A 22,248-nucleotide genomic window follows, 5' to 3' on the forward strand; every position below is an offset into this window, starting at 1 on the left:
ACTTCATTCATTACCACGCATAAGCTTCCGGAGCGGCTCCGCCCGGCCCCGGGAAGATGCGGTCCAGCTCATCCAGCGTCGCCTGATCCAGCTTGATCTCTACGGCGCGCAGCGTATTCTCCAGCTGCTCAATCGTTCTCGGCCCGATAATCGGCGCCGTAATCGCCGGATTCGCCAGCAGCCAGGCCAGCGCCACATTCGCTTGGGACTCACCCAGCTCGTCACACAGCTTCGCGTACTGCTCCAGCTGCCCGCGGTGGCGCTCGATGCCCTCTTTGCCCTGGCTGGTGCGCGTGCCTTTCTCCGCCTTCAGCGCGCTGCCGCCAAGCAGGCCGCCGGCCAGCGGGCTCCATACGACAACGCCCAGACCGTAGTCCTGGGCTGCAGGCAGCACCTCCAGCTCCGCATTGCGGTTGACCAGGTTGTACAAATGCTGCTCGCTGACGAGCCCCATGAAGTTCCGCTTCTCTGCAGCCGCCTGGGCTTTGGCCAAATGCCAGCCCGCAAAATTGCTGGAACCGATGTAATCGACCTTGCCCTGGTTCACCATGGCTTCAAATCCGCCCCACAGCTCTTCCCACGGTGTCCGGCGGTCGATATGGTGCATCTGGTAAAGCTCGATATGGTCTGTCTGCAGACGGCGCAGCGAGCCTTCAAGGTGCCGGCGGATCTTGTACAAGGACAAGCCGCGTTCATCGTTCGGCCCGTCATTTGCGTCATTCATCTGGCCGTGCACTTTGGTCGCCAGAACCACTTTTTCACGGCGTCCGCCGCCCTGCGCAAACCATCTGCCGATGATTGTTTCGGTCAGGCCGGCATTTTCGCCCCAGCCGTAGATGTTCGCGGTATCAAAGAACGTAATTCCGGCATCGAGTGCAGCGTCCATGATGCGGAAGGCGTCTTTTTCATCCGTTGCCACACCAAAATTCATCGTGCCAAGGCACAGCGTGCTTACCTTCATGCCTGTTCGTCCCAGATACGTATATTCCATAACTAACACACTCCTCTTAGTCAAATGTATGAAAAATGAATGCGTTTACCCTATACTATTTTAGTAAAAATAGAAGCCCCATGCTATATAGAATGTAAGCAGCAGGTGGACAACGTTATACACAGCTGTTCAAAGCCGCTGCTTTGAATCCTGCCCCCTAGAACCTCCCCGACCGGAAGATCGCATAAACCAGCCAGAAGACCAGCAGGCCCGAGATGATCAGCCCGATCTCAATGACCGGAAAATTCCACAAAATCGACTGCTGGCTGCTCAGCGCAGAAGCGATAATCAGCCCCGTCATCAGAATGCTGAAGGACAGCAGCACGATGCTGAAGGACAGCCTGTTGCTGACCCGGTCCAGCCGGCGCAGGAAGCTGTTCAGCTCCGGCGCGCTGAGCTCGACCCGGATTTTGCCCTTCTTGACCAGCCCGCTTAACACCTTGATGTTCTTGGGCACATCGGTAAGCAGGTCCCAGTAGTCCGGAATTTTATCCGACCACTTCCTGAAGACGTTCACCGGATTGATGCGTTCCTTCAGGAGACGGACCCCATAAGGCTCGGCAATGTCAAAGATGCTGATCTCCGGATCAAGCGCTGTCACCACGCCTTCCATCGTCAGCAGCGCTTTGCCCACCAGCGTCAGCTCGGAAGGAAGGACAATCCGGTGACGGAATGCCACCTTGAACAGATCATTGACGGCTTCCCCCAGCCGGACCTTGCTTAGCGGCACGTTGTAATATTTCTCGCGGAGCTGCTCGACGTCGTCAAACAGCCTTGCTTCATCCGCATCTTCCGGCACAATCCCCATGGCCGAGATCGCCCGCAGAATTCCCTTGGAGCTTTGGTTCCGGAGGGAAATGACCATCGTCGCAAAATGCTGCTTCATACCCGGCGACAGCCTCCCGGCCATGCCAAAATCCAGCATCGCCAGCTCGCCGCCCGGCAGCACCAGGAAATTGCCCGGATGCGGATCGCCGTGAAAGAACCCTTCCACCAGAATCTGGTGGAACATCAGGGAGGCGATGCGCCTTGCCAATTCCCTGCGGTCCACGCCGGCCGCGTTCAGCCGCTTCGTATCCGACAGCTTGATGCCGGTGAGAAACTCCATCGTCAGCACCCGGCGGGTGCAGTATTCCCAGTGCAGCCCCGGAACCCTTACCTTTATTTGTCCGCTTGGGGCGTTCTGGGCGGCAATCTTCTCGCCGTTCCTGGCTTCCAGCGTGTAGTCCAGCTCCTCTGTCAGCACCTTGGCAATTTCATCGGCAACCTCCCTGAGCCGGTACCGCTTGGCCCATTCCAGCCGGTCTTCGGCCGCGCGGGCCAGCTCCAGCAGAATGTCCAGATCGATGCGCATCATTTTGTCCACGTCCGGACGCTGCACCTTGACTGCTACTCTGGCGCCGTCAGGCAGCACGGCTTCATGCACCTGGCCGATGGACGCAGCGGCCAGCGGTACCCGGGAGAAGTCGAGGAACAGCTCCTCGATGCTTGCCCCAAGCTCCTCCTCCACGATGGCGGCAGCCTCTTCATAGGAGAAGGGGGGCACGTGGTCCTGGAGCTTCTCCAGCTCTTCAACAATATCAGCCGGAAGCAGGTCCGGCCGGGTGCTGGCGATCTGGCCGATTTTGATGTAGGTGGGTCCGAGCTCCTCCAGAATCAGGCGCACCCGTTCACCGCGGGTTTTGGAAGGGGCGGCCTCCTTTTTCCCGATAAAAGGCAGCTGCTCCGGAAAACCCAGCTCATGAGCAATATACCCAAAGCCGTTCCGGACCAGCGCCGCAGCAATCTGCCGGTACCGGAGAAGGTGCCTGACGCGTCTCCCTGCCTTCATCCTGTCCCCTCCTCCGTTTGTTTCCTGTTTGTATCCTTATATCCTTATATCCGTTTCATCCGTTCCTATGGCTGGCTGTCCGTCTTGGGCTGCTCCTCAGCTGCCTGCTGAACCGGGCTGTCCGCATGCTCCGCCGATGCAGTCCCCTGGCTTCCCAAAGGCTCCTTGGTCTGCCCGAAGACCTTCAGTTCAAGCTCCTCAATCCGTTTCAGCAATTCCTCTGCCTGCTCCTTGGTGACATAGTTGTGAGCACCGGTCAGCTTCTTAACGCGCTCATTCACCATGGCTTCCAAATTCCGCTTCGCTTCCTGACCCTTTGCTACAAGATCATTGACAACATCCGAAGATTCGCTGCGGGTAAGCTCGCCTTTCTTGACCAGCTCATCTACCGCTTTCTCGATTTGCTCCTTGCTCTGCGCCGCTACTCCAAGCCCAAGTGAAACCGCTCTGCTAAACAGATCTTTCATGGTATTGGCTCCCTTCGCTCTGATCTTGATTTATGATCCTGATGTAGGATCTTGGTGTAGAATCTTGATTTGTGGTCTTGTTTTATTTTACCACTTTTGGGAGGATACATTCGAGCTGCCGCATCTTCTGCGAATTATCGGCCAGCATCACCGCCCGGCTATTTCCCGCAGGCGGCCGGCAAGCTCACTCAACCGTACAGGATCAATCGGCTTAAGCCCATCCCCGCCGCAGCGCACCGCCGTTCCAAAATGAACCTCCTCCACGCCCGTCTCCCGCACAAAATCGCCAATGCCCTGAGCGGTTAATCCGTGCCCGGCGAGAATCGTAAGATTTCTTCCAGACCGCTTCGCCTGCTCTGTCCTTCTCACCAGCTCTCTAAGAACCGGGACCGCCTGCGGCGCCGGCTTCGGCCCCCCGGACGTCAAGATCCGGTTCACCTGCGGATACTGCTGCAGCACTTCAAGCCCTTCCAAGAGATTGGAGAGCTCATCAAAAGCCCGGTGGAACGTCACGTTCATCCCTTCCGTCAGCGGCAGCCAGCGCTCCAGTGCCGCCTGATCGATTTGGCCATCCGAGGTCAAGGCTCCAATCACAATACCCGCGGCCCCTGCGTCCTTAATCGCCCTGATCTCCTCCGCCATGACCGCTTGATCGGCTTCGTCGTACACAAAAGAGCGGCTGTGCGGCCGGACCATCACATGCACCGGAATCCGGACTGTCCTCACGGCCTGCCTGACCATGCCGATCCCCGGCGTCAGTCCGCCTTCGGTAATTGCCGTTATCAGCTCAATCCGGTCTGCCCCGTTTTGTTCAGCAATGATGGCGTCTTCTACACAGGCTGCAATGATTTCGAGCAGCATTTGTGCACCTCTTCTCCCATTAGGATGAACTGCCGTTATTCTATGAAAAAGTATAGCACAGCAAAGGGGACCCCCATAAACCGAGAGTCCCCTGCTGGCTTTCTATCCCTATTCTGTTGCCTCGTCTCTAATTCAAAAAGCCCTCCAAAGCCGCCGTCGGCTTGCCGTCTGACTGCCATGCGCCCATGTTGTAGCCGCCGTTATAGCCCGGCGTAGCTTCAGGCTCCCAGTAGAAGACGCCCAGTCCATTGCCGCCCGACAGGTTGCGGACCTTCGTCTTAATGTCCGTTACAAACGACTTGGCCGCGGAGGCCTGGCTGTAATCCATGCCGATTTCGCAGATCATGACGCTTTTTCCATAGGTAGAGATCATGCTGTTCGCGTTGGCAATCGTCTGCGTCACCTTCGTGGACCAGTCCGATGCGCTCGGATACAGCGACATGCCGACAATATCAAAAGTCGCCCCGTTGCTGATCAGTCCGCCGATGTTCCACTTGAACGTGGCATTATCGTAGCCGTTCGCCAGGTGAACAATGGTCTTGGTGCTGCTGCTCACCGATTTCACGGCATTGTTGCCGGTGCTGATCAGCCAGGCGTAGTTCTTCATATTTACCGAGGCTTTGCCGTCGCTCCACAGCATGCCGTCATTCGTTTCGTTGCCGATCTGCACCCAGTCCGGCGTTACGCCCTGCGCCTTCATCGTGTTCATCACATAAACCGTATGCGACCAGACGGCATCCATCAGCTGCGTGAAGTCAAAAGTGCTCCAGGCATAAGGCTTGGTCTGCTGCCCCGGGTCCGCCCAGCTATCGCTGTAATGCAGCGTAAGCATGACGCTCATGCCTTTGTCCTTCGCCCGTTTGGCCAGTGCAGCCGCTGTCTCCGCGTTCAGGTACCCGTTGCCGTAATCGCTCATATTCGGGTTCACCCAGACGCGTATGCGGACGGAGTTGATCTGGTAGTCATTTTTGAGAATGTCCAGAATATCCCGTTTGACTCCGTTCTTATCCTTCCAGGAATAACCCTGCTTCTCCATCCCTGCGACCCAGCTGATATCCGCGCCTTTCGCAAACGAAGGTGCCGCCGCTTCCGCCTTCCATCCTCCAAGCGTCCCCAAGATCAGGGCTAGTGCCGTGATTGCCGAGCTTAAGCTGAGCAGCCACCTCTTTTGACTCTTCTTCATCCGTCCTGCATCCTCCTCGTTTAAGAATTGTAAGACAGTAATATTGTAAGCGTTTACTTAATGGTACAATATGGCATCTTTTAAAGGTTTACGGCATTTTGCCAAGCATCACGCCCAAACGTCCGGGCCAGAGAAGGAGCCAAAGTCAGAAGCAAAGTCAGAAGCGAAATCAAGCGGTTCTGTTATTCGAAAAAGAAACAGCCGCCTTCCACCGGGAAGACGGCCATGCCCTAAAAGACTATAAAATTACCAGGCTGAGCCTGAGCTTAGCCTCTGCTCCGCTTCAGCACCTTCATGCCGAAAGGCTCAAGCTGCTGAACATCGCCCACAGCCGATCCGGCCAGCAGATCCGTATAAGCCTGCCCGTCCAGCGTCACCTGCTGCGTTTCGTTCTTGAAGTTCATCAGGAACACGTAGTCGTGTTCTCCGTCGCTGCGGAGCGCAGCATTTACGCCCTCCGGCAGGTCGGTATTCAGCGCGCGGCGGATGCCGGCCTGGTCAATGATTTTTCCGTAAAAATCCTGGTAGAACGGCTCTTTGTTGCGCGACGCGATATAGTAGGCTCTGCCCTTGCCAAGCTTGTTCACCGTCAAAGCCGGACGTCCCGCGTAGAAGTCGGAACGGTAGGATGCCAGCGCCTCTGCGCCTTCCAGATGGATCAGGTCGCACAGCTCCACAGCATCATATTCCGCTGCCAAACCAAGCTCGTTGCCGGCTGCCGGCACAATTCCGTTCAAATCGCCGTCATGCAGGCCGTCCAGCTCCTCGGACCAGATGCCAAGCGTCTTGCGCAGCGGACCCGGGAAGCCTTCGAGGAAGCACAGATCCGTCTCGTTAACGATGCCGGACCAGTATGTCGCCACAAAGATTCCGCCGTTCTCTACAAACTGCTGAATCCGCTCGCCAACGCCTTCACGCACCATGTACAGCATCGGTGCTACAACTACTTTATATTTGGAGAAATCCTGATCCATATCAATAACGTCTGCCGCCACACCCTGCTCCCAGAACGGGAAGTAGTGCGCCTGCACCGTTTCTTCGTATTTCACGCCGACATTGCGCGGCCCTTGCGCGTCATTAACAGCCCAGCGGTTCTCCCAGTCGAAGATAACGGCAACCTCTGCCGGCACTCCAGTGCCTACGATTTCTTCAAGCTTCTCCAGCGATTCGCCGACCTGCTTCACATCGCCGAACACACGGGTATGCTCGTGGCCGACATGGTCAACCACCGCGCCGTGGAATTTCTCACTGGAGCCGCGGCTTTTGCGCCACTGGAAATATTGGACGGTATCCGAGCCGTGTGCTACGGCCTGCAGCGAGGACAGCAGGTGCATGCCCGGACGCTTCAGCTTGCTGACATCCTGCCAGTTCGTGAGGCTTGGTGTGCTCTCCATGAGCATCCATGGCTGGCCGCCCTTGATGGAACGGACGATGTCATGCATCATGCCAATTTTGGCCGCTTGACGGCTGTCATCATTCCCCTTGTCATGCCAGGTTGGATAGCTGTCCCAAGATACAACGTCGAGAAGATCAGCAAACTTCCAGTAGTTGAGCCCCTCGTAATACTCCATCAGGTTGGTTGTAACCGGGAGCTCCGGATTGGCCGCCTTCAGCGGGGCGATTTCATGCTTGATGAAGTCCGCCGTCTGATGCGTCACAAACCGTCGCCAGTCCAGATTCATGCCGTGCACCTGGGTTTCCCCGTGCGGAGCCGGAGACTCAACCTGACTCCAGCTTGTATAAGTGTGGCTCCAGAACGTCGTCCACCAAGCATGGTTCAGCTCGTCCAGCGAACTGTACTTGTCCTTCAGCCAATTCCGGTAAGCCTCCTGGCAGTAATCGCAGTGGCAGTCTCCGCCGAACTCATTGGAGATATGCCAGCCGATAACCGCCGGATGATTCGCATAACGCTCGGCCAGCTTGGAGTTCATGATGCTCACCTTCTCCCGGTATACCGGGGAAGTGTAGCAGTGGTTGTGACGGAAGCCGTGCAGGTTGCGGACCCGGCGGTCATTCACCCGGAGCACCTCCGGATATTTCTCCGACATCCAGGCCGGACGCGCGCCGCTCGGCGTTGCCAGCAGGGCATAAATTCCGTTCGCAGCAAACCGGTCCAGCAGCTGGTCCAGCCATTCGAAAGTAAACACGCCTTCTTCAGGTTCAAGGGATACCCAGGAGAAAATGCCGACTGACATTACATTGCATTTCGCCAGCTTCATCAGCCGGATATCTTCTTCAAGTACATGCGGGTAGCGGAGCCACTGCTCCGGATTGTAGTCAGCGCCGTGCAGCATGTGCGGCACTTTGGAACTGATTGGCGGGAATTTGAGTTTAGAGGTCATTGCTATATACAGCTCCTTCTCTGGAATTTTCATTATTAATAATCATTGAAGTTAAAAAGAAGTTAAAAATCTTTGAACAACGTCAGTACGGACAACAGCCGCAGTTAACGCGGAAAACTTAAGCGCTGCGGCAGTTGTTCGAACACGATTATTCTTTTACAGAACCAAGCGTCATGCCTTTTACAAAATATTTCTGCAGGAACGGATACACAATCAGCACCGGAGCAGCGCCGATAAAGATTTGGGCTGCGTTAACGGTAGTCTGGGACAGCAGCTCCATTTCTTTCGGACTCATACTCATCGAGCTCATGTCCTGTTGAATGATGACCGTCTGCAGGAAGGTCGCCAGCGGGAACTGGTTGGAATTGTTCAAATACAGCAGGCCGTCGAACCAGGAGTTCCAGTGGTACACCATGCTGAACAAAGCGATTGTGGCAATGGACGGCAGGGATACCGGCAGATAAATGCTGAACAGCGTCCGGAAATGTCCTGCTCCGTCGATCAGCGCCGCCTCTTCCAGCTCTTTAGGAATACTGCGGAAGAAGTTCAGCATCAGAATGACCAGGAAGGTGTTCACTGCACTTGGCAGGACGAGTACCCAGAAGTTATTGATGAGGCCGAGTTTTTGAATGACGATATAGAAAGGAACAAGACCACCGTTAAACACCATGCTGAACACAAACAGCCAGGAATAGAAAGTGCGGCTGCGGAATACGCTGCTTTCCTTGGACAGCGGGTAAGCTGCCAGGAACGTGATGAGCAGCGTCAGCGCTGTACCCAGTACCGTTCTCAGCACCGAGACCCACATGGAGTGCAGGAACAGCGGATTTTTCATTGTCTTCTGATAAGCAATTGTTGAAAAATCTACCGGCCAAAGTCCGACCAGATTCGCATCGGCCGCCGATTTGGCACTGAACGAAACCGCCAGTACGTGGATCAGCGGAACAACGCACAGGATAGAAAGCGCGATCAGGAATACCGTATTGATTACGTTGAAGATGCGGTAAGGCACCGTTTTATGATACATGTCTCTCCCTCTTTTCCTTCTCTTAGAATATGCGGTACCCGGCCCACTTGTAGGCCAAGCGGTACGAGATCAGGATCAGAATCATGCTGATAGCGGATTTGAACAGGCCGATCGCGGTGCCAAAGCCCATCTCGCCATTCAGTATCGCTGTGCGGTATACGAAGGTATCGATAATGTCGCCTTTTTGGTAAACCAGCGGGTTGTACAGGTTGAAGATTTGGTCAAAGCCGGCGTTCAGGACGTTGCCCAGTGCCAGTGTTCCTACCACGATGGTGATTGGAATCAGGGATGGCATCGTAATGTGCAGCGTTTGTCTCCAGCGGTTCGCGCCGTCCATTTCAGCGGCTTCATACAGCGATGGGTTGATGCCCGCAAGCGCTGCCAGGAAGATAATCGTGTTGTACCCGAATTCCTTCCAGACGTCCGACACAATGACCGTGAACCGGAACCAGTTATTGTCCCCGAGGAAGAAGATCGGGTTAATGCCGAAGAATCCGAGCACGCGGTTGGCAAAGCCGTCCACAGCCAGCAGGTCGATCAGAATCCCGCCGAGGATAACCCAGGACAGGAAGTGCGGCAGATAAACCAGCGTCTGAATGGACCGCTGCAGCCCGACCTTGCGGATCTCATTCAGCAGTATCGCGAAGATGAACGGAACAACAAGGTTAAAAATCATTTTTAGTACGGCAATGATGAGTGTATTCCAAATGACCTGCATACTGTCCTGACGTTCGAACAGGTAGCGGAAATTGTCCAGCCCTACCCACGCCGAGCCGCTAAGGCCGAGCCACGGCTTATAGTCCTGAAACGCCATTACGATGCCGCCCATCGGCACGTAGCTGAACACGATCAGGAAGATGAGAGCCGGCAGCAGCATAACGTGAAATGGCCAGGTCCGTTTTAAACTTTTCATATTTGTTCCCCCCGTTACTGATCTAAACAAGCGCGGATCGGGGCAGTTCCCCCAACCCCCACGCGTTAATTGCTCTATACTCAAATTATAAAAGCGCAGTCATTTAGCCAGTAGTCCACAAAACCAATATTCATGGCATAAAACAAACCAGTTTAAATTGCTTATGCATAACCACTCTGTTTGGCGGAGGGCTCCGGTCCGAAGGTTCCTTCCATCGCTGTTAATTTCCGGTTTCCTGATGGAATAAGGTAAGGGTGAAACCGGAATTTAAAGGCGAACGCTTCGCTTGTACGGAATCCTTTCGGCCCTGCGCCAGCAGCGCTGGAGCAAAGCCTGACTGCGCCTGCAAACGCCTGCAAGCGGTGCTGGAGCAGGCAAACAAAAGCCCCAGCAGGATGGGGCGGCTTAACGGCCGCTTTGCCTAGCAGGGGCTTCTTAGGGTCGGGGGAGCTTCTAGTCAATGGCGGCGGACGCATCGACGGATGCTTTCAGTATTTGTTTCATGGCGTCATCAATCGCCGGATACTGCACTTCATCCCGCAAAAAAACACCCGCCGCGCAATCTGCGTGGCGGGTGTTTCCGTTACAGCCGAACTATAGATGTTCTCCCCAAGTCCGTGTTATTCCTTAATCCTTTTACTATTATTTAACGCTGTCGTACCATTCGTTAACTTCTGTCGTGATTTGGTCGCCGCCGCCGGCTTTCCAAGTTTTCACGAAAGTATCGAAGGCATCGATCGGCTGTTTGCCGTAGATGATTTCGTTAAACGTTTGGTTCTCGATCTTCAGCAGGTAGTCCCATTTGGACTTCATAGTTTCCGTAGTTGGGCCAGTGAACATATCCTTGTAGGAAATGTCTTTCTGCTCCAGCAGGACTTTCGCTGCTGCAGGTGTATCTTTACCATAGTTTACAGCTACGTCTTTCTCAAGGCGGGTTGTAGGTGTTTTGCCGTCAGCCAGGTTCAGCAGAGCTTCCATTTGAGCGTCAGGAATCCGCGCGCCGTCGCGTACCAGCAGGTAACGTACAGCATTTACATATCCGCCAGCAATTTTGTCATTTGCTACCATGTTGCCGCTAGCATCCAGGTCATAGTCATAACCTTTGAACAAACCGTTTGCGAAATCCGTATTCGTTGTGTCTTGGTTAGCAAAGTTGTCGAACAGGTAGTTCTCATAAGTGAAGAATGCTTCCGGATGTTCCATGTCTTTCTTGATCAGAGTTACGCCGTTTGTATACTGTGTACCATGACGCATAGCCGTTCCGTTAGGACCTGTAGGGATCTTGATTGGTGTCCAGACCGCATTCGGAGAGTTCTTAACGGTATCCTGCAGCGGCCAGCCGCTCATCCAGTAAGGACCAGGAATAATACCGGCAGTTCCCGCTACAGCAGGCTCGGATGTTTTGTTCTCATCCCAAAGTGCCGCTTCTTGAGGAATGTAGCCTTTGGTCAGCCATTCGTTCAGCTTCTGAAGGCCCTGCTTCATGCCGCTGTTGATGGAGCCGTATTCCAGCTTGCCGTCAGCACCAACGTTCCATTGCTGCGGCAATGTGCCGTATGCGCCGAAGATCCAGGATGGGTCGCCCATCCAAGTGTTCATGGAAGTTTTGAAGCCGATGCTCAGCGGAATAACTTTGTCCGGGGACAAGCCGTCAGGATTGTTGTTCTTGAAGGCGTCCATAACTTTTTCCAGATCATCCATCGTTTCAGGAGCTTTCAAGCCCAGCTTGTCGAGCCAGTCTTGGCGGATCCAGAGCACATAGTCATGGTTATAAGCAAAGTCGAGTACCGGAATACCCATTTTCTGGCCGTCGCGAGTGTATTGGTTCCAAACGTTTGGATCCTGGTTCATCGCAGCTTTCCATGTATCGGATGCGTATTTATCAAAGAGGGTTCCTACTTCACCGTACATACCGGAGTCGATCAGGTCCTGCGCCAGTGTCGCATTCTCTGTACCCAGTGTCAGCACGTCAGGCATTTCCTGTCCGGAAGACATAGCCAGACGCAGCTTTGTTGCAAATGCGCCGTTGGTATCCGTTACGGACCACAGCGATTTGATGTTGATGCCGAACTTCTCTTGCGCCCATTTGGTCGCAACGTTATTCTCGATCGTTTCACCGTTCTTGAATTCCAGCGTAGGGTCTACGCCCCAAGCGGTCGTGATCGTAACTTCAGGATCATATTTTTCTTTGTAGACGTTTTCAGTGCTGGCCGACGCAGATGGCGCACTGCCTTCGTTTGAGTTATTACCGCCGCCGCAGCCTGCAAGAACGCCGGTCATTACTACCGTTAAAGCAAGCAGAGATATCCATCTTTTTTTCGTCTTGGATCTCATCTTGTTCCCCCCAAAAAGATTAAAGTGATTACGTTTTCATTATAGGGGGCTTTGCCTTGCCATCCTATGTCATTAAACGAAGATTTCTGCACCTTTGCAAACCTGTTGTTTGATTTCCGCCTTGGCTTTATACCCTATTGGTCCCGGAATTCGTTTGGTGTCATGCCGTAATGCTTGCGGAACATTTTGCTGAAATACTGCGGATTCTGGTAGCCCAGCTCGGAGGTAATCTCGTAAATCTTCTTGTTGGAGTTCTTGAGCAGGTACGCTGCTTTATCCATCCGCTTCCGGATCAGATAATCGCCCAGCCCCTCTCCTGTCTCGGCTTTGTAGACTTTGGACAGGTAGACGGGATGCAGGAAGACCTGGTCCGCGATCGTCTTCACCGACAGCTCATGGCCGTGATCGGCTTCGATCATGTCCTGCACCTGCTTGACAATGTGGCTGCGGGCTCCGGCTTCTCCGGCAGGCGTTTCATTCTGCAATTGATCCAGCATGCCCAGGGCCCACTCTCTAAGCTTCGGCACGGAATAGATGACTTTCGAGGCGGCCATGAGATCGGAGCCAAGTCCTGTCTGGTCGACATGGGAGATAAGCCGTCCCTGCTTATGCGCCATATACATAAAGGCATTGTTGACCGTCAGGAAAAATTCCACCAGGTGCTCGCGCGAATGCCGCTGTCCGGCCAGTTCCTCCAGAACGCTTTCGATCTTGGCCTGAGCCGCTTCCCACTGCTTGGATTCCAGCAGGTGCAGCACGGTCGGCGGCCGGTACAGGCTTTCAAGCGGCTTGACCGTCACGCCTTCGGCAGGAGACTGGTCTTCCAGAAACATCAAGTCCGCTCCATGGCCGATTCCTGCGCTGTACATGTAGCTGATTCCTCTGCGGTAAGCCTCAGCCGTCTCGTCAGGGAAAGAGAAGCTGTCCGTCACCACCATCGAGATGTGGCCGCTGAGATATTTGTGGACAAGCTGCTGCAGGTTCAGCAGGGCCCCCTCCAGCAGGTCTCTGGAAAGGGGCGCCGATGCTGGCGACGCCGGCTGTGCAGCCGCCTTAGTAAGGCCGGAAGCGTGTGATCGGTGCTGCAGCATCAGCAGCAGACAATCGTGCGGCGCTTTGCCGAACCAGGAACGGAACTCGTCATAGAGCGCTTCCTCCGCAATATTGCCGATCGCATATTCATTCAGCTCCAGCGAGCGCATATCCATAGCCGCAAAATGGCTGCCGGGCTGAATAAACACCATAACCGTCTCCTCATCCGGCTTGAGGCTGACGTCATATTCCGCAAGCCGCTCATACAGCCTCTGCTTCGGCAGGCCGCTGCCGAGCGCGAGCTCATGGAGCAGGTTCATCCGGAGCTGCTGCAGGTCGGAGCGTCTGCTGTACAGCAGCTGCTGATATTTGTTGGCAGCCTCCCACTCTTCTTTGAGGGAAGCTGCGGCCGACGCCACGCTTTTGACAAATTCCTCATCTTCAACTGGTTTCAAAATATAATCAACCGCCTGCAGCCTGACGGCCTGCTTCGCATATTCAAAATCGGAATAGCCGGTCAGCAGGATGCACTTGATGCCGGGCCAGCGTTCCGAGATCACCTTGATAAGTTCCAGACCCGTCATTTCCGGCATGCGGATGTCCGTGACGACGATATCAATATCATGCTCTTCGAGCAGATCGACCGCCTGAAGCGCGGAAGCCGCCTGATACACATTTCCAATATCCAGGCTTGCCCAATCTATGGTTTCTGCCAGACTTTCTGTCACGTAGCTTTCATCATCGACTAACAAAATCTGAATCATCGTTCTTCCTCCTTAATCGACCAGAACAAGACTGCTCTCACGCCGCCCAGCGGTGATTCCGCAAAGGTCAGCCCTGCTTCCTCGCCAAATCTCAGCTTCAGCCGCTGATGCACGTTCCAGGTGCCGCAGCCCATTTCCTCGCTCATCGGCCCCCGCAGGCTCTCCCGCATGGATTCCAGCTTGTCCTCGGTCACTTTGCCGCCGTTATCGTCAACTACGACCTGGATTTGACCGCCATGCTTCGAGACCATAATCTCTACCCGGTCAGCCTCCGCATGAGGCTCAATGCCGTGCAGAACCGCGTTCTCGACAAGCGGCTGAATGACGAGCGGCGGAATGCTTAACTTGCGCAGCTCTTCAGGAAGACGGATGTCGTAAGACAGCCGGCTCATCCTCATCTTCTGAATTTCCAAATAATTGGTTACGAAATCCAGTTCCTCCGCCAAGCTGACCAAATCGCGCTCCTGTCTTGTGGTATATCGGTAATATCGCGACAAGCTGTGAGACATGGCGATGACAGCGTCGTTTCTTTTCAGTTTAGCCATGCTGGTAATAAAGGAGAAGCAGTTATAGAAGAAATGCGGATTGATCTGGGACTGCAGCTGCTTGAGCCTGGCTTCGCGCACCCGGAGCTGCTCCATGAACACATTCTCAAACAGCTGCTGAATCTGCTCCACCATCGAGTTGAAGCGGAGCGACACATAACCGAATTCATTGTCGCCCTTTATATTCATTCTCACCGTATAATCGCCTGTCTTAAGCCGCTGAAAGCCTCTTACCAGCTGCTTCAGCGGGAGCTGAACCTGCGAGAAGAGAATGTAAGCGACCATTAAGCTCATGAGCAGCAGGGCGCCGACGGAAGTATAGAACAAGCGGTTGGAATCGCTGATCGGCTTCATAATTTCGGATAATGGCAGATAGTCGATCAAATACCAGCCGGTTGCCGCGGAACGGTCGATATATACCCGGTACTGCTGCCCTTCAATCCGGACGGTGCGGTTCTCGGCGCCCTGAAGCAGCTCAGACTGGTCTTCCAGATCCTTCACAAGCTGTGAGGTGAGCTTCTTGTCCGCCGAACGATTGAGAATCTCTCCGTACACAGGGTTGTAATAGAAAGGATCGCGCCGCCCGTCGCTCTTGAACCGGTCGAGAATATCCTGGATGTTGCTGCTGTCGAATTCCACTTTGACAATCAGGCTCGCTTCCCCGGGCGATGATAAGGAGGAGAACGGACTGACCGTATACCAGGAGAAGCGGAACCGCTTTTCTTCCCCGGATTGATAAGGCTCTACCTGCCAGCCGCTCCCGAGCAGAAGCTCAAGCGCCTTCTGGTCATAAGAAGAAGTGTCCGATTCGGTTACGAGCCGGTTTAGTGAAGGCGAGTAGACCGAGAGGGTGCTTTTCCAATTGGACGAGCTCTCCTGAAGACTCAGCTTGTTCTGAATCCGTTTGACGAGATTGATCTGATCCAGATTGAGGTAGTGATCCTGCAGATAGATATCCTGAAAGCTCTGCACATCCGGATCATGACTGAGCAGATTGGGCCAGGAAGCCACAATATCCAGATTCGTATCCACCTGGCTTTGGAAGAAGGCAAGCTGGTTGGCGTTCGATTTATTCAGCTCGCTTCCCAGCACATTTTTCGTGGTCCGGTTGGAGTAAAAATACAGCACGATGATGGGGATCAGCATCACTACGATCAGCAGTACGATTTTGGTAAAAAAGTTCAGTTTAAGCAGCTTGCGCATTTCTTCATGTCTCCTCCGGGCTTCGTTCTGGGACATATTATAGCCTAGAAAAATACAGCTGCAACAGAAAGATTATGTAAGCACGGCCGGAAGATTAGGCTAAAGCCGGCAACTTGAGAGCAAACAGAGTACGGCCCTGCTGAAAAAAAGCCAGGCCGGGACGCATCTGTCCCGGCCTGACAAGCCGAGGATCTGCGGCGAAGGGGCGTTAGGCGCCTTTGCTGCAGATCCTCTTCTTTTAATCAAAACAAATCACCATGCTCCCGGCGGATATGCCCTAGAAGCGCCTTGCACCCCAGAGTTACCAGCTCGTAGGTCTCATCAAAATTCCCCGTGTAGTAAGGGTCCGGCACTTCCTTGCTCTCCGCCTCCGGAACGAGATCAAGCAGCCTGATCACCTCAGTCTCCCTGCCCTTCATCAGCTTCCGCAGGTTGCTTACGTTGGAGTCATCCATCGCAATGATATAGTCGAACTCCGCAAAATCATCCGCCGCCACCTGTCTGGCGAACATGCCTTCAAAGGAAATGCTGTACTGCTTCAGAATGTTCTGCGTCCCGTGATGCGGCGGTTTCCCCGTATGCCAGTCACCGGTGCCGGCCGAATCAATGCGGAATTTCTCCGCCAGCCCCTCCTGATTGACCATATGCCGAAATACGGCTTCCGCCATCGGAGAGCGGCAGATATTGCCCAGACATACAAATAATACGCCGATAGGCTGCTTAGTCGTCATTTATACGCTCACCTCAACCCGATAGTACATGAGAGCCTCTATTCTGACAAGCCGCCGGCAGACCGCAGACAATAAAACCTCCCCCTGCTGGCCATGCAGACCGCAAGAGGAGGCAACATTTCTTTCAAGCCCGTTCAGCCAATTATGCTGCAAAAAGCCGCTGCTGAGCCGTTATTAATGGTTAATATCGCATTTGTTCATAATAAAGTTAATCTGGTTCTCGAGCCGGTTGATCGTCTCCTGGGTCTTCTTGTCCTTGGCCCCCTGTGCCTGCAGGGCTTCCAGCTCCTGCTTCAGCTTGGGCAGATCTCCGCCCGCATTGGCACAGTCATAGCTGCTTTCCAAATTTTCAATCATGAAAAATCCTCCTTCTCTCGGGTGTACCCTCCTATTATGGAGAATTCGCTTCCGGTTCATTCAGCCGGGCAGCACCGTTTGCATCGTCCTGCCGGGTGAAATACACTAAAGAATACCAGGACAAGAATGACGAATGCGCCTGCGAACCCACTCTTTTTTAGAAGGAAAGGATGGAGAACTCAGATGCAATATGTAAGACTCGGCAACACCGGCATGCAGGTATCCCGCCTTGCGCTTGGCTGCATGAGCTATGGAGACCCTGACCGCGGCAATCATGCCTGGACGCTGAATGAGGAGCAGAGCCGGCCGTTTATCAAGCGGGCGCTCGAGCTCGGCATTAACTTCTTCGATACTGCCAATGTTTATTCTGACGGCACCAGCGAGGAGATTGTCGGCAGGGCTTTGAAGGATTTTGCCAATCGCGACGAGGTCGTCATTGCCACCAAGGTGCACGGCGTAATGCGTCCGGGTCCGAACGGCGGGGGCTTGTCCCGCAAAGCGATTTTGTCCGAAATTGACCACAGCCTGAAGCGGCTGGGCACCGATTATGTGGACCTGTACCAGATTCACCGCTGGGATTACAGCACTCCGATCGAGGAGACGATGGAAGCCCTGCACGACGTGGTAAAAGCAGGCAAAGCCCGCTACATCGGCGCTTCCTCCATGTACGCCTGGCAGTTCCAGAAGGCGCTGTTCACCGCAGAGCGCCACGGCTGGACCCGGTTTGTCAGCATGCAGAATTATCTGAACCTGCTGTACCGGGAGGAGGAGCGCGAAATGCTGCCGCTGTGCCAGGCCGAAAATATCGGCGTCATCCCGTGGAGCCCGCTCGCCCGCGGCCGCTTGACCCGGGACTGGGAGGAATCCAGCCTCCGTTCGGAAAATGACAACTTCGCCCGGACATTATACACGGCGACGGAAGAGGCCGACCGCAAGGTAGCGGCCGTGGTGAAGGAGATCGCGGAGGCCCGCGGCGTGCCGCGCGCGCAGATCGCGCTCGCGTGGGTGCTGCAGAAGCAGCCGGTGACCGCGCCGATCATCGGCGCCACCAAGCCGCATCATCTGGAGGATGCCGTGGCTGCGCTGGATGTGGTCCTGACTCCGGAGGAGATCAAGCGGCTCGAGGAGCCTTATGTGCCGCATCAGGTAACGGGGTTTGCGTGATTGACTCTGATTGACTGTGATTGACTGTGATTGACTGCAATTGATTCCGATTAAGGGAGCTGAACTTATGCCTGATCTGTTTAATTCACCTGGCGGCAATTCAAATGATCCCTATGCCCACAAGGCCAATCATGATGTGAACCAGCAGAAGCTGCAAGAGGAAGGCCCCCGGGGATTTTGGCGGCAGATTACGAATCAGCTCATCGTCTGGGGCATTCTCGCCGCCGTTGCGGCGGTTATGATTTTATTAGCCCGAGTATTTTAAAAAGAGCAGAGTTAACGCGTATAGCGGACAACCCGCCCGGCAATTCCCGAAACATCCGGCTGCCCGGCAATTTCATAAACCCGGCTGTCCGCCGCCTTCGACCAAAGGAATCCTTCCTTTGGTCTTTTTTTTTGCGTTCCGCCGACGCTGGAAACCAGCTGCATTTTTAAAATAATCCTTGCCTCAGCCTGAAAAATGTCATTATGATGATATAGGCCTGCTGGCTCATCTGATATAGATAAACAATAAAAGTGGAGTCTACCTACTGGACAGAAAGGTTGAAGATCATGGCCCTCACTCAGCCACAGCCGTTAACGGCGAAGCAGGTCAGGAAAGAGCCTTTCCCGGTTTCGATCCTATCCCTGACGGTCGGCGCATTTGCGATTGGCATGACGGAGTTTGTCATCATGGGCATTCTGCCCAATGTCGCACAGGACTTGAAGGTCAGCATCCCGACAGCCGGGCAGCTGATCACGATGTATGCGCTTGGCGTAGCGGTCGGCGCGCCGATCATGACCATCCTGACCCATCGTATCCCGCAGAAGCTGCTGCTCTGCCTGCTGATGGGCATTTTTATTCTCGGCAACGGCATTGCGGTTATCGCGCCGAATTACGCCTTTCTGATGGGCGCGCGGCTGCTGACTGCCTTGACGCACGGGACCTTTTTCGGAGTGGGAGCCGTTATTGCCTCCAATCTGGTCAGGCCCGATAAGAGGGCCGGAGCCGTGTCCCTGATGATGTCCGGGCTGACGGTCGCCAATATTATCGGGGTCCCGGTCGGCACGTTTATCGGCCAGCATCTGGGCTGGCGGGCTTCTTTTGCCACGATTGCCCTGATGGGCGTTATTGCTCTGCTTGGGGTGCTGATCTTTATTCCAAAAATCAAACCGGACGACACCGGCAGCATGCTGCAGCAGGTCGCCGCCCTGATTAAACCCAAGCTGCTGCTCTTTCTGCTGATTGGAGCGCTCGGCAATGCCGGACTGTTCGCGGTGTTCACTTATATTACGCCTTTGTTAACGCAGATTACCGGCCTTACCGAGGGCAATGTCACCTGGATTCTGGTGCTCTTCGGCTTCGGCGTTACGATCGGCAATTTGATCGGCGGCAAGCTGGCCGACTGGAAGCTGATGCCCTCCGTTCTCGGCATCTACCTGGCTGCCGGCGTGCTGCTCGCCATCCTCACCTTCACGATTCACAGCCAGTTCGCGGCCGTGCTGACCGTGTTCCTGTGGGGAGCCGCTTCCTTCGCGGTGATGCCGGGCATGCAGATCCGCACCATGAGCCTTGCCCGGAGCGCGCCCGCGCTCGCTTCCACCTCCAGCCACTCCGCCGGCAACCTCGGCAACGCAGCCGGGGCCTTTATCGGCGGCTGGGTCATCAACCAGCTTTCGATTGCGGCCCTGCCCTGGGTCGGCGCCCTGCTGGTCGGCTCAGGCTTTGCGCTGGCGGCGGTCTGCTATTGGGCAGAGCGGAATAAGGCAGCGGCCGGGGCTTAGGCGGCCTTTTCTCAGACCGCCGCTCCGTGCTCCCAGTCACGGGCCCGCAGAAATAAGGACCAAAGGAGCCGCGCTCCCTTGGTCCTTGTTCTCTTTTTCCCGGCCGGCGTTCTGGGTTAGCTCTGCTCGTCTTCCGTTCCGTCCAGCGGCTCCGGTCCCTTCACGATGACAGCTCCCTCAAACACCGGGTCCTCCGGTGTGTAATAGCTGGCCGCCAGCCACTGATAATGAGGCAGCCCTACCGTTTCCGCGAACAGGTAAGCCGGCGGCTCCTCAAAGGCAAACGGCTCTTCATGTTCATTCTCTTCGTCCAGGATTCTCTTCAGCTCACCGGCGTCACGCCCCTGCTCTTCAGCAAGCTGCTGAATCACTTTCAGATCATACAGCTTCTTGTGGACGATCATGTCCTCTTCCCATTCGCATTCGTAATCAAATACAAGCTCGGCTTGATTAAAGACCTGCGCGCCCCAGCCATGATCCTCGGCATAGAAATAATAGACCAGCAGCCCGGGGTTTAAAGACACAATAGCTTCATCTGCGATAAACTCCGCGTCCTCCACAACAAACGTAACCCAGCCGCTCCTGGCCGGAAAAACGATCCCGCCTTTACCCGCTTGCTCCAGCAGCTGTACGGCAGCCGCAGAGTCACTCGACTTCAAATGATAGCTTTGGCTGAATTCGCTCATCTTGTTCTCCTCCAAATAATCTGATTCCAAAGAGTATTGTGAACAGCGCAGCGGCATACAACACGGCTACATCTTGATCAAGCCCTGCTCGATGGCGGTGGCCACCGCCTGGGACCTGCTGTCCACGCCAAGCTTGTTGTAAATGCTGGTTAAGTGCGATTTTACCGTCCGTTCGGAAACTTCCAGCTCATAAGCGATTTCTTTGCTCTTGAACCCCTTGGCAGCGCACTGCAGGATATAGGCTTCCCTGTCGGTTAACAGCCCCGGCTTTGCTGCTGGGGGAGGCGCTGCCTTCCCTTCTCTAGCCGCAATCACTTTCTCCATCATTTCGGCAGACAGCAGGGTTTCTCCTCTCATTGCTGCTTCTATGTTCCGAAATAAATTTTCCCGGCTGGTATCCTTAAGCAGATAGCCTTTGGCCCCCAACGCCAGGCCGTTGATCATCAGCTCATCCTCATTGTAGGTGGTCAAGATAATAACGGGGATGGAGCTTTGCTTCTCCTTAAGTGCCTTCATCGTTTCGAGCCCGCTCATCACCGGCATGTTCAAATCCATCAGAATGACATCCGGCTGCAGCTCTTCTATCAGACGTAAAGCTTCTTCTCCGTTCCCGGCTTCCCCGGCCACCTGAAACTGCGGTCCTGTCTCCAGAATCAGCTTGAGTCCGTCGCGGACGAGAAAATGATCATCGACGATCAGAATTTTTATCCTATTCATAAAGCTTCTCCCTCTGCCTCAATTAATGGGATCTTAACCGCAATGGCCGTCCCTTCCGGACCGCTGAGTACCTTCAGTTCTCCGCCAAGCAGCCTAACCCGCTCCTGAATACCAAGCAGCCCGTAATGTCCGGCATCTTTGCCGATGCTGTCTGTTCTGAATCCGACTCCGTTATCTGCAATCTTAATCCAAAGCTGCCGCTCCTCGTTAAACAGCGCGAACGAGACGTGGCCGGCCTTGGCATGTTTGGCGACATTGGTGAGGCATTCTTTAATCATATGAAGACTATGCTCCATCACCAGCCTGGATAGGCGCTTCGTCAAGCGGAGATCCGCAGTGACCTGGATGCCGGTAGCGTCTTTGAAATGCCGTATTTCATCCTCTAACGCCTCTCTAAAATCCATGTCAGACGAAGACTTCATCCTAAGATTGTCGATGGCCCTTCGAGCCTCAGCCAGCGTTCTCCTGGCCTGGGACATTGACTGCTGAACAATGCTGCGGGCCCGCTCCGTGTTCCCCTGCCCCAAATGAGCGTCTGTAGCTTCAAGCTGCATAATCAGCCCTGCCACCCCCTGGGCCAGCGTATCGTGCAGATCCCGGGCCATCCGCTGCCTTTCATTGGCGAGTGTTAATTCTTCTACCTTCTTATGCGCCTCCTGCAGGTCCCGCAGGAAATTCTGTATCCGTATCCGCTCCTGAACCTGCCGGTAGAATAAGACCGCGTAAGCCAGCACGATACTTAACATTAATAGAAAGAGAGGCAGAAACAGAATAAGCTCTTTCCTCTCCCCAATGGTAAGCGCCGAATCAAAGAAAATAACTGCATTAATAAGCGTAACCAGAACTGCCCTTTTAATCCGGAAGGAGAAACCCAGGCTTTGGGCAATCAAAATAGGGAGAAGGCCAATCAGCACCGGCTGGTAGGCGTCCTTCATCAGTATGGCACATAAATAAATCAAAGCCTCCTGAAGGGAAATATAGATCCAGAAATAACGTTCTCCAAACCGGTCAGCGTTCCAGTGCAGGAGCCCGTGAGCCGTAAACAAGACAGCAAATCCGATGCTCGGAATAATTAGCGGAGCCGTCAGAAACTGCATCAATACCGCTGCCACAAACACAAGCGACATCCATATGATAATGGGCACTCTGGAAGCAGACAGCTGGCCTGCCTGTTCCCTTTCTGTATCTGTCTCTCTCAAGCTGTCCCCCTCCTCATTTCTTAAATATGTCCTTCTTCTAGTAAAAAGATTGTATGGGATAAAAAGATTGTATGGCAAAAAGCCCTCTCTCACATCGTCCAATGGTACATCGGCATCTGCCCTTTCGGGCAGATGCC

Annotated in this window: 20 protein-coding genes; 3 read left to right on the forward strand and 17 right to left on the reverse strand. The window is 54.4% G+C overall.

The window, feature by feature from the left end; all coding sequences use genetic code 11:
* Nucleotides 1-10: 10 nt before the first annotated feature.
* The 13 genes from FCN15_RS10735 to FCN15_RS10795 form a co-directional block, all read right to left on the reverse strand.
* Entirely contained in the window at nucleotides 11-991 is a 981-nt protein-coding gene (locus FCN15_RS10735) for an aldo/keto reductase (protein WP_138495006.1), read from the reverse strand.
* A gap of 157 nt (nucleotides 992-1,148) precedes the next feature.
* Nucleotides 1,149-2,822, reverse strand: coding sequence for an ABC1 kinase family protein (locus FCN15_RS10740; protein ID WP_138495007.1), 1,674 nt, complete (start codon nucleotides 2,820-2,822; stop codon nucleotides 1,149-1,151).
* 65 nt (nucleotides 2,823-2,887) lie between these two features.
* On the reverse strand, nucleotides 2,888-3,289 hold the full coding sequence (locus FCN15_RS10745; protein WP_203232125.1) for a phasin family protein: 402 nt from the start codon (nucleotides 3,287-3,289) through the stop codon (nucleotides 2,888-2,890).
* Between the two features lie 147 nt (nucleotides 3,290-3,436).
* A complete protein-coding gene (locus FCN15_RS10750; protein WP_138495008.1) occupies nucleotides 3,437-4,150 on the reverse strand; it encodes a copper homeostasis protein CutC in 714 nt (237 codons plus the stop codon).
* Nucleotides 4,151-4,277: 127 nt separating this feature from the next.
* Entirely contained in the window at nucleotides 4,278-5,333 is a 1,056-nt protein-coding gene (locus FCN15_RS10755) for a glycoside hydrolase family 53 protein (RefSeq protein ID WP_138495009.1), read from the reverse strand.
* Between the two features lie 266 nt (nucleotides 5,334-5,599).
* Entirely contained in the window at nucleotides 5,600-7,675 is a 2,076-nt protein-coding gene (locus tag FCN15_RS10760) for a beta-galactosidase (protein ID WP_138495010.1), read from the reverse strand.
* Nucleotides 7,676-7,823: 148 nt separating this feature from the next.
* The gene (locus FCN15_RS10765; protein WP_138495011.1) at nucleotides 7,824-8,702 is read right to left on the reverse strand and encodes a carbohydrate ABC transporter permease; all 879 of its coding nucleotides are present in this window, start codon (nucleotides 8,700-8,702) and stop codon (nucleotides 7,824-7,826) included.
* A gap of 22 nt (nucleotides 8,703-8,724) precedes the next feature.
* Entirely contained in the window at nucleotides 8,725-9,615 is an 891-nt protein-coding gene (locus FCN15_RS10770) for an ABC transporter permease (protein WP_138495012.1), read from the reverse strand.
* A 642-nt stretch (nucleotides 9,616-10,257) separates the two neighbouring features.
* Nucleotides 10,258-11,949 (reverse strand): type 2 periplasmic-binding domain-containing protein, encoded by a 1,692-nt coding sequence (locus tag FCN15_RS10775; RefSeq protein WP_138495013.1) that lies wholly within the window; start codon nucleotides 11,947-11,949, stop codon nucleotides 10,258-10,260.
* Nucleotides 11,950-12,083: 134 nt separating this feature from the next.
* Nucleotides 12,084-13,745, reverse strand: coding sequence for a response regulator (locus tag FCN15_RS10780; RefSeq protein WP_138495014.1), 1,662 nt, complete (start codon nucleotides 13,743-13,745; stop codon nucleotides 12,084-12,086).
* Nucleotides 13,742-15,493: a sensor histidine kinase gene (locus FCN15_RS10785; RefSeq protein ID WP_238996621.1), complete on the reverse strand. Its 1,752-nt coding sequence runs from the start codon at nucleotides 15,491-15,493 to the stop codon at nucleotides 13,742-13,744. Before FCN15_RS10785 ends, FCN15_RS10780 begins: the two co-directional genes overlap by 4 nt.
* Nucleotides 15,494-15,735: 242 nt before the next feature.
* Nucleotides 15,736-16,224 (reverse strand): low molecular weight protein-tyrosine-phosphatase, encoded by a 489-nt coding sequence (locus FCN15_RS10790; RefSeq protein WP_138495015.1) that lies wholly within the window; start codon nucleotides 16,222-16,224, stop codon nucleotides 15,736-15,738.
* Nucleotides 16,225-16,398: 174 nt separating this feature from the next.
* Nucleotides 16,399-16,581 (reverse strand): DUF2524 domain-containing protein, encoded by a 183-nt coding sequence (locus FCN15_RS10795; RefSeq protein WP_138495016.1) that lies wholly within the window; start codon nucleotides 16,579-16,581, stop codon nucleotides 16,399-16,401.
* A gap of 183 nt (nucleotides 16,582-16,764) precedes the next feature.
* On the opposite strand from FCN15_RS10795, the gene FCN15_RS10800 reads away from it, so the two are divergent.
* Complete coding sequence (locus FCN15_RS10800) at nucleotides 16,765-17,745, forward strand: aldo/keto reductase (protein WP_138495017.1); 981 nt, start codon at nucleotides 16,765-16,767, stop codon at nucleotides 17,743-17,745.
* Nucleotides 17,746-17,812: 67 nt separating this feature from the next.
* Nucleotides 17,813-18,010: a hypothetical protein gene (locus tag FCN15_RS10805; RefSeq protein ID WP_138495018.1), complete on the forward strand. Its 198-nt coding sequence runs from the start codon at nucleotides 17,813-17,815 to the stop codon at nucleotides 18,008-18,010.
* Nucleotides 18,011-18,021: 11 nt separating this feature from the next.
* Here the strand turns inward: FCN15_RS10805 and FCN15_RS19185 are convergent, their stop codons facing one another.
* Nucleotides 18,022-18,174: a hypothetical protein gene (locus FCN15_RS19185; protein ID WP_162515345.1), complete on the reverse strand. Its 153-nt coding sequence runs from the start codon at nucleotides 18,172-18,174 to the stop codon at nucleotides 18,022-18,024.
* Nucleotides 18,175-18,297: 123 nt separating this feature from the next.
* Between FCN15_RS19185 and FCN15_RS10810 the strand changes: the two genes are divergently transcribed.
* Complete coding sequence (locus FCN15_RS10810; protein WP_138495019.1) at nucleotides 18,298-19,509, forward strand: MFS transporter; 1,212 nt, start codon at nucleotides 18,298-18,300, stop codon at nucleotides 19,507-19,509.
* 116 nt (nucleotides 19,510-19,625) lie between these two features.
* Here the strand turns inward: FCN15_RS10810 and FCN15_RS10815 are convergent, their stop codons facing one another.
* From FCN15_RS10815 to FCN15_RS10825, 3 genes are all read right to left on the reverse strand, one after another.
* The gene (locus FCN15_RS10815; RefSeq protein WP_138495020.1) at nucleotides 19,626-20,195 is read right to left on the reverse strand and encodes a hypothetical protein; all 570 of its coding nucleotides are present in this window, start codon (nucleotides 20,193-20,195) and stop codon (nucleotides 19,626-19,628) included.
* 66 nt (nucleotides 20,196-20,261) lie between these two features.
* Nucleotides 20,262-20,912 (reverse strand): response regulator, encoded by a 651-nt coding sequence (locus FCN15_RS10820; protein ID WP_138495021.1) that lies wholly within the window; start codon nucleotides 20,910-20,912, stop codon nucleotides 20,262-20,264.
* On the reverse strand, nucleotides 20,909-22,111 hold the full coding sequence (locus tag FCN15_RS10825) for a sensor histidine kinase (protein ID WP_138495022.1): 1,203 nt from the start codon (nucleotides 22,109-22,111) through the stop codon (nucleotides 20,909-20,911). The genes FCN15_RS10820 and FCN15_RS10825 overlap by 4 nt, the downstream gene beginning before the upstream one ends.
* Nucleotides 22,112-22,248 lie beyond the last annotated feature (137 nt).

The sequence above is a fragment of the Paenibacillus pinistramenti genome (assembly GCF_005869875.1).
GTDB classification, from domain to species: domain Bacteria; phylum Bacillota; class Bacilli; order Paenibacillales; family Paenibacillaceae; genus Fontibacillus; species Fontibacillus pinistramenti.

Coding starts and splice junctions, on each gene's coding strand:
- FCN15_RS10745 (WP_203232125.1), bottom strand. CDS start 3,289: ATGAAAGATCTGTTTAGCAGAGCGGTTTCACTTGGGCTTGGAGTAGCG.
- FCN15_RS10815 (WP_138495020.1), bottom strand. CDS start 20,195: ATGAGCGAATTCAGCCAAAGCTATCATTTGAAGTCGAGTGACTCTGCG.
- FCN15_RS10790 (WP_138495015.1), bottom strand. CDS start 16,224: ATGACGACTAAGCAGCCTATCGGCGTATTATTTGTATGTCTGGGCAAT.
- FCN15_RS10760 (WP_138495010.1), bottom strand. CDS start 7,675: ATGACCTCTAAACTCAAATTCCCGCCAATCAGTTCCAAAGTGCCGCAC.
- FCN15_RS10750 (WP_138495008.1), bottom strand. CDS start 4,150: ATGCTGCTCGAAATCATTGCAGCCTGTGTAGAAGACGCCATCATTGCT.
- FCN15_RS10800 (WP_138495017.1), top strand. CDS start 16,765: ATGCAATATGTAAGACTCGGCAACACCGGCATGCAGGTATCCCGCCTT.
- FCN15_RS10735 (WP_138495006.1), bottom strand. CDS start 991: ATGGAATATACGTATCTGGGACGAACAGGCATGAAGGTAAGCACGCTG.
- FCN15_RS10810 (WP_138495019.1), top strand. CDS start 18,298: ATGGCCCTCACTCAGCCACAGCCGTTAACGGCGAAGCAGGTCAGGAAA.
- FCN15_RS10765 (WP_138495011.1), bottom strand. CDS start 8,702: ATGTATCATAAAACGGTGCCTTACCGCATCTTCAACGTAATCAATACG.
- FCN15_RS10785 (WP_238996621.1), bottom strand. CDS start 15,493: ATGCGCAAGCTGCTTAAACTGAACTTTTTTACCAAAATCGTACTGCTG.
- FCN15_RS10820 (WP_138495021.1), bottom strand. CDS start 20,912: ATGAATAGGATAAAAATTCTGATCGTCGATGATCATTTTCTCGTCCGC.
- FCN15_RS10770 (WP_138495012.1), bottom strand. CDS start 9,615: ATGAAAAGTTTAAAACGGACCTGGCCATTTCACGTTATGCTGCTGCCG.
- FCN15_RS10755 (WP_138495009.1), bottom strand. CDS start 5,333: ATGAAGAAGAGTCAAAAGAGGTGGCTGCTCAGCTTAAGCTCGGCAATC.
- FCN15_RS10805 (WP_138495018.1), top strand. CDS start 17,813: ATGCCTGATCTGTTTAATTCACCTGGCGGCAATTCAAATGATCCCTAT.
- FCN15_RS10795 (WP_138495016.1), bottom strand. CDS start 16,581: ATGATTGAAAATTTGGAAAGCAGCTATGACTGTGCCAATGCGGGCGGA.
- FCN15_RS10780 (WP_138495014.1), bottom strand. CDS start 13,745: ATGATTCAGATTTTGTTAGTCGATGATGAAAGCTACGTGACAGAAAGT.
- FCN15_RS10775 (WP_138495013.1), bottom strand. CDS start 11,949: ATGAGATCCAAGACGAAAAAAAGATGGATATCTCTGCTTGCTTTAACG.
- FCN15_RS19185 (WP_162515345.1), bottom strand. CDS start 18,174: ATGCAGCTGGTTTCCAGCGTCGGCGGAACGCAAAAAAAAAGACCAAAG.
- FCN15_RS10740 (WP_138495007.1), bottom strand. CDS start 2,822: ATGAAGGCAGGGAGACGCGTCAGGCACCTTCTCCGGTACCGGCAGATT.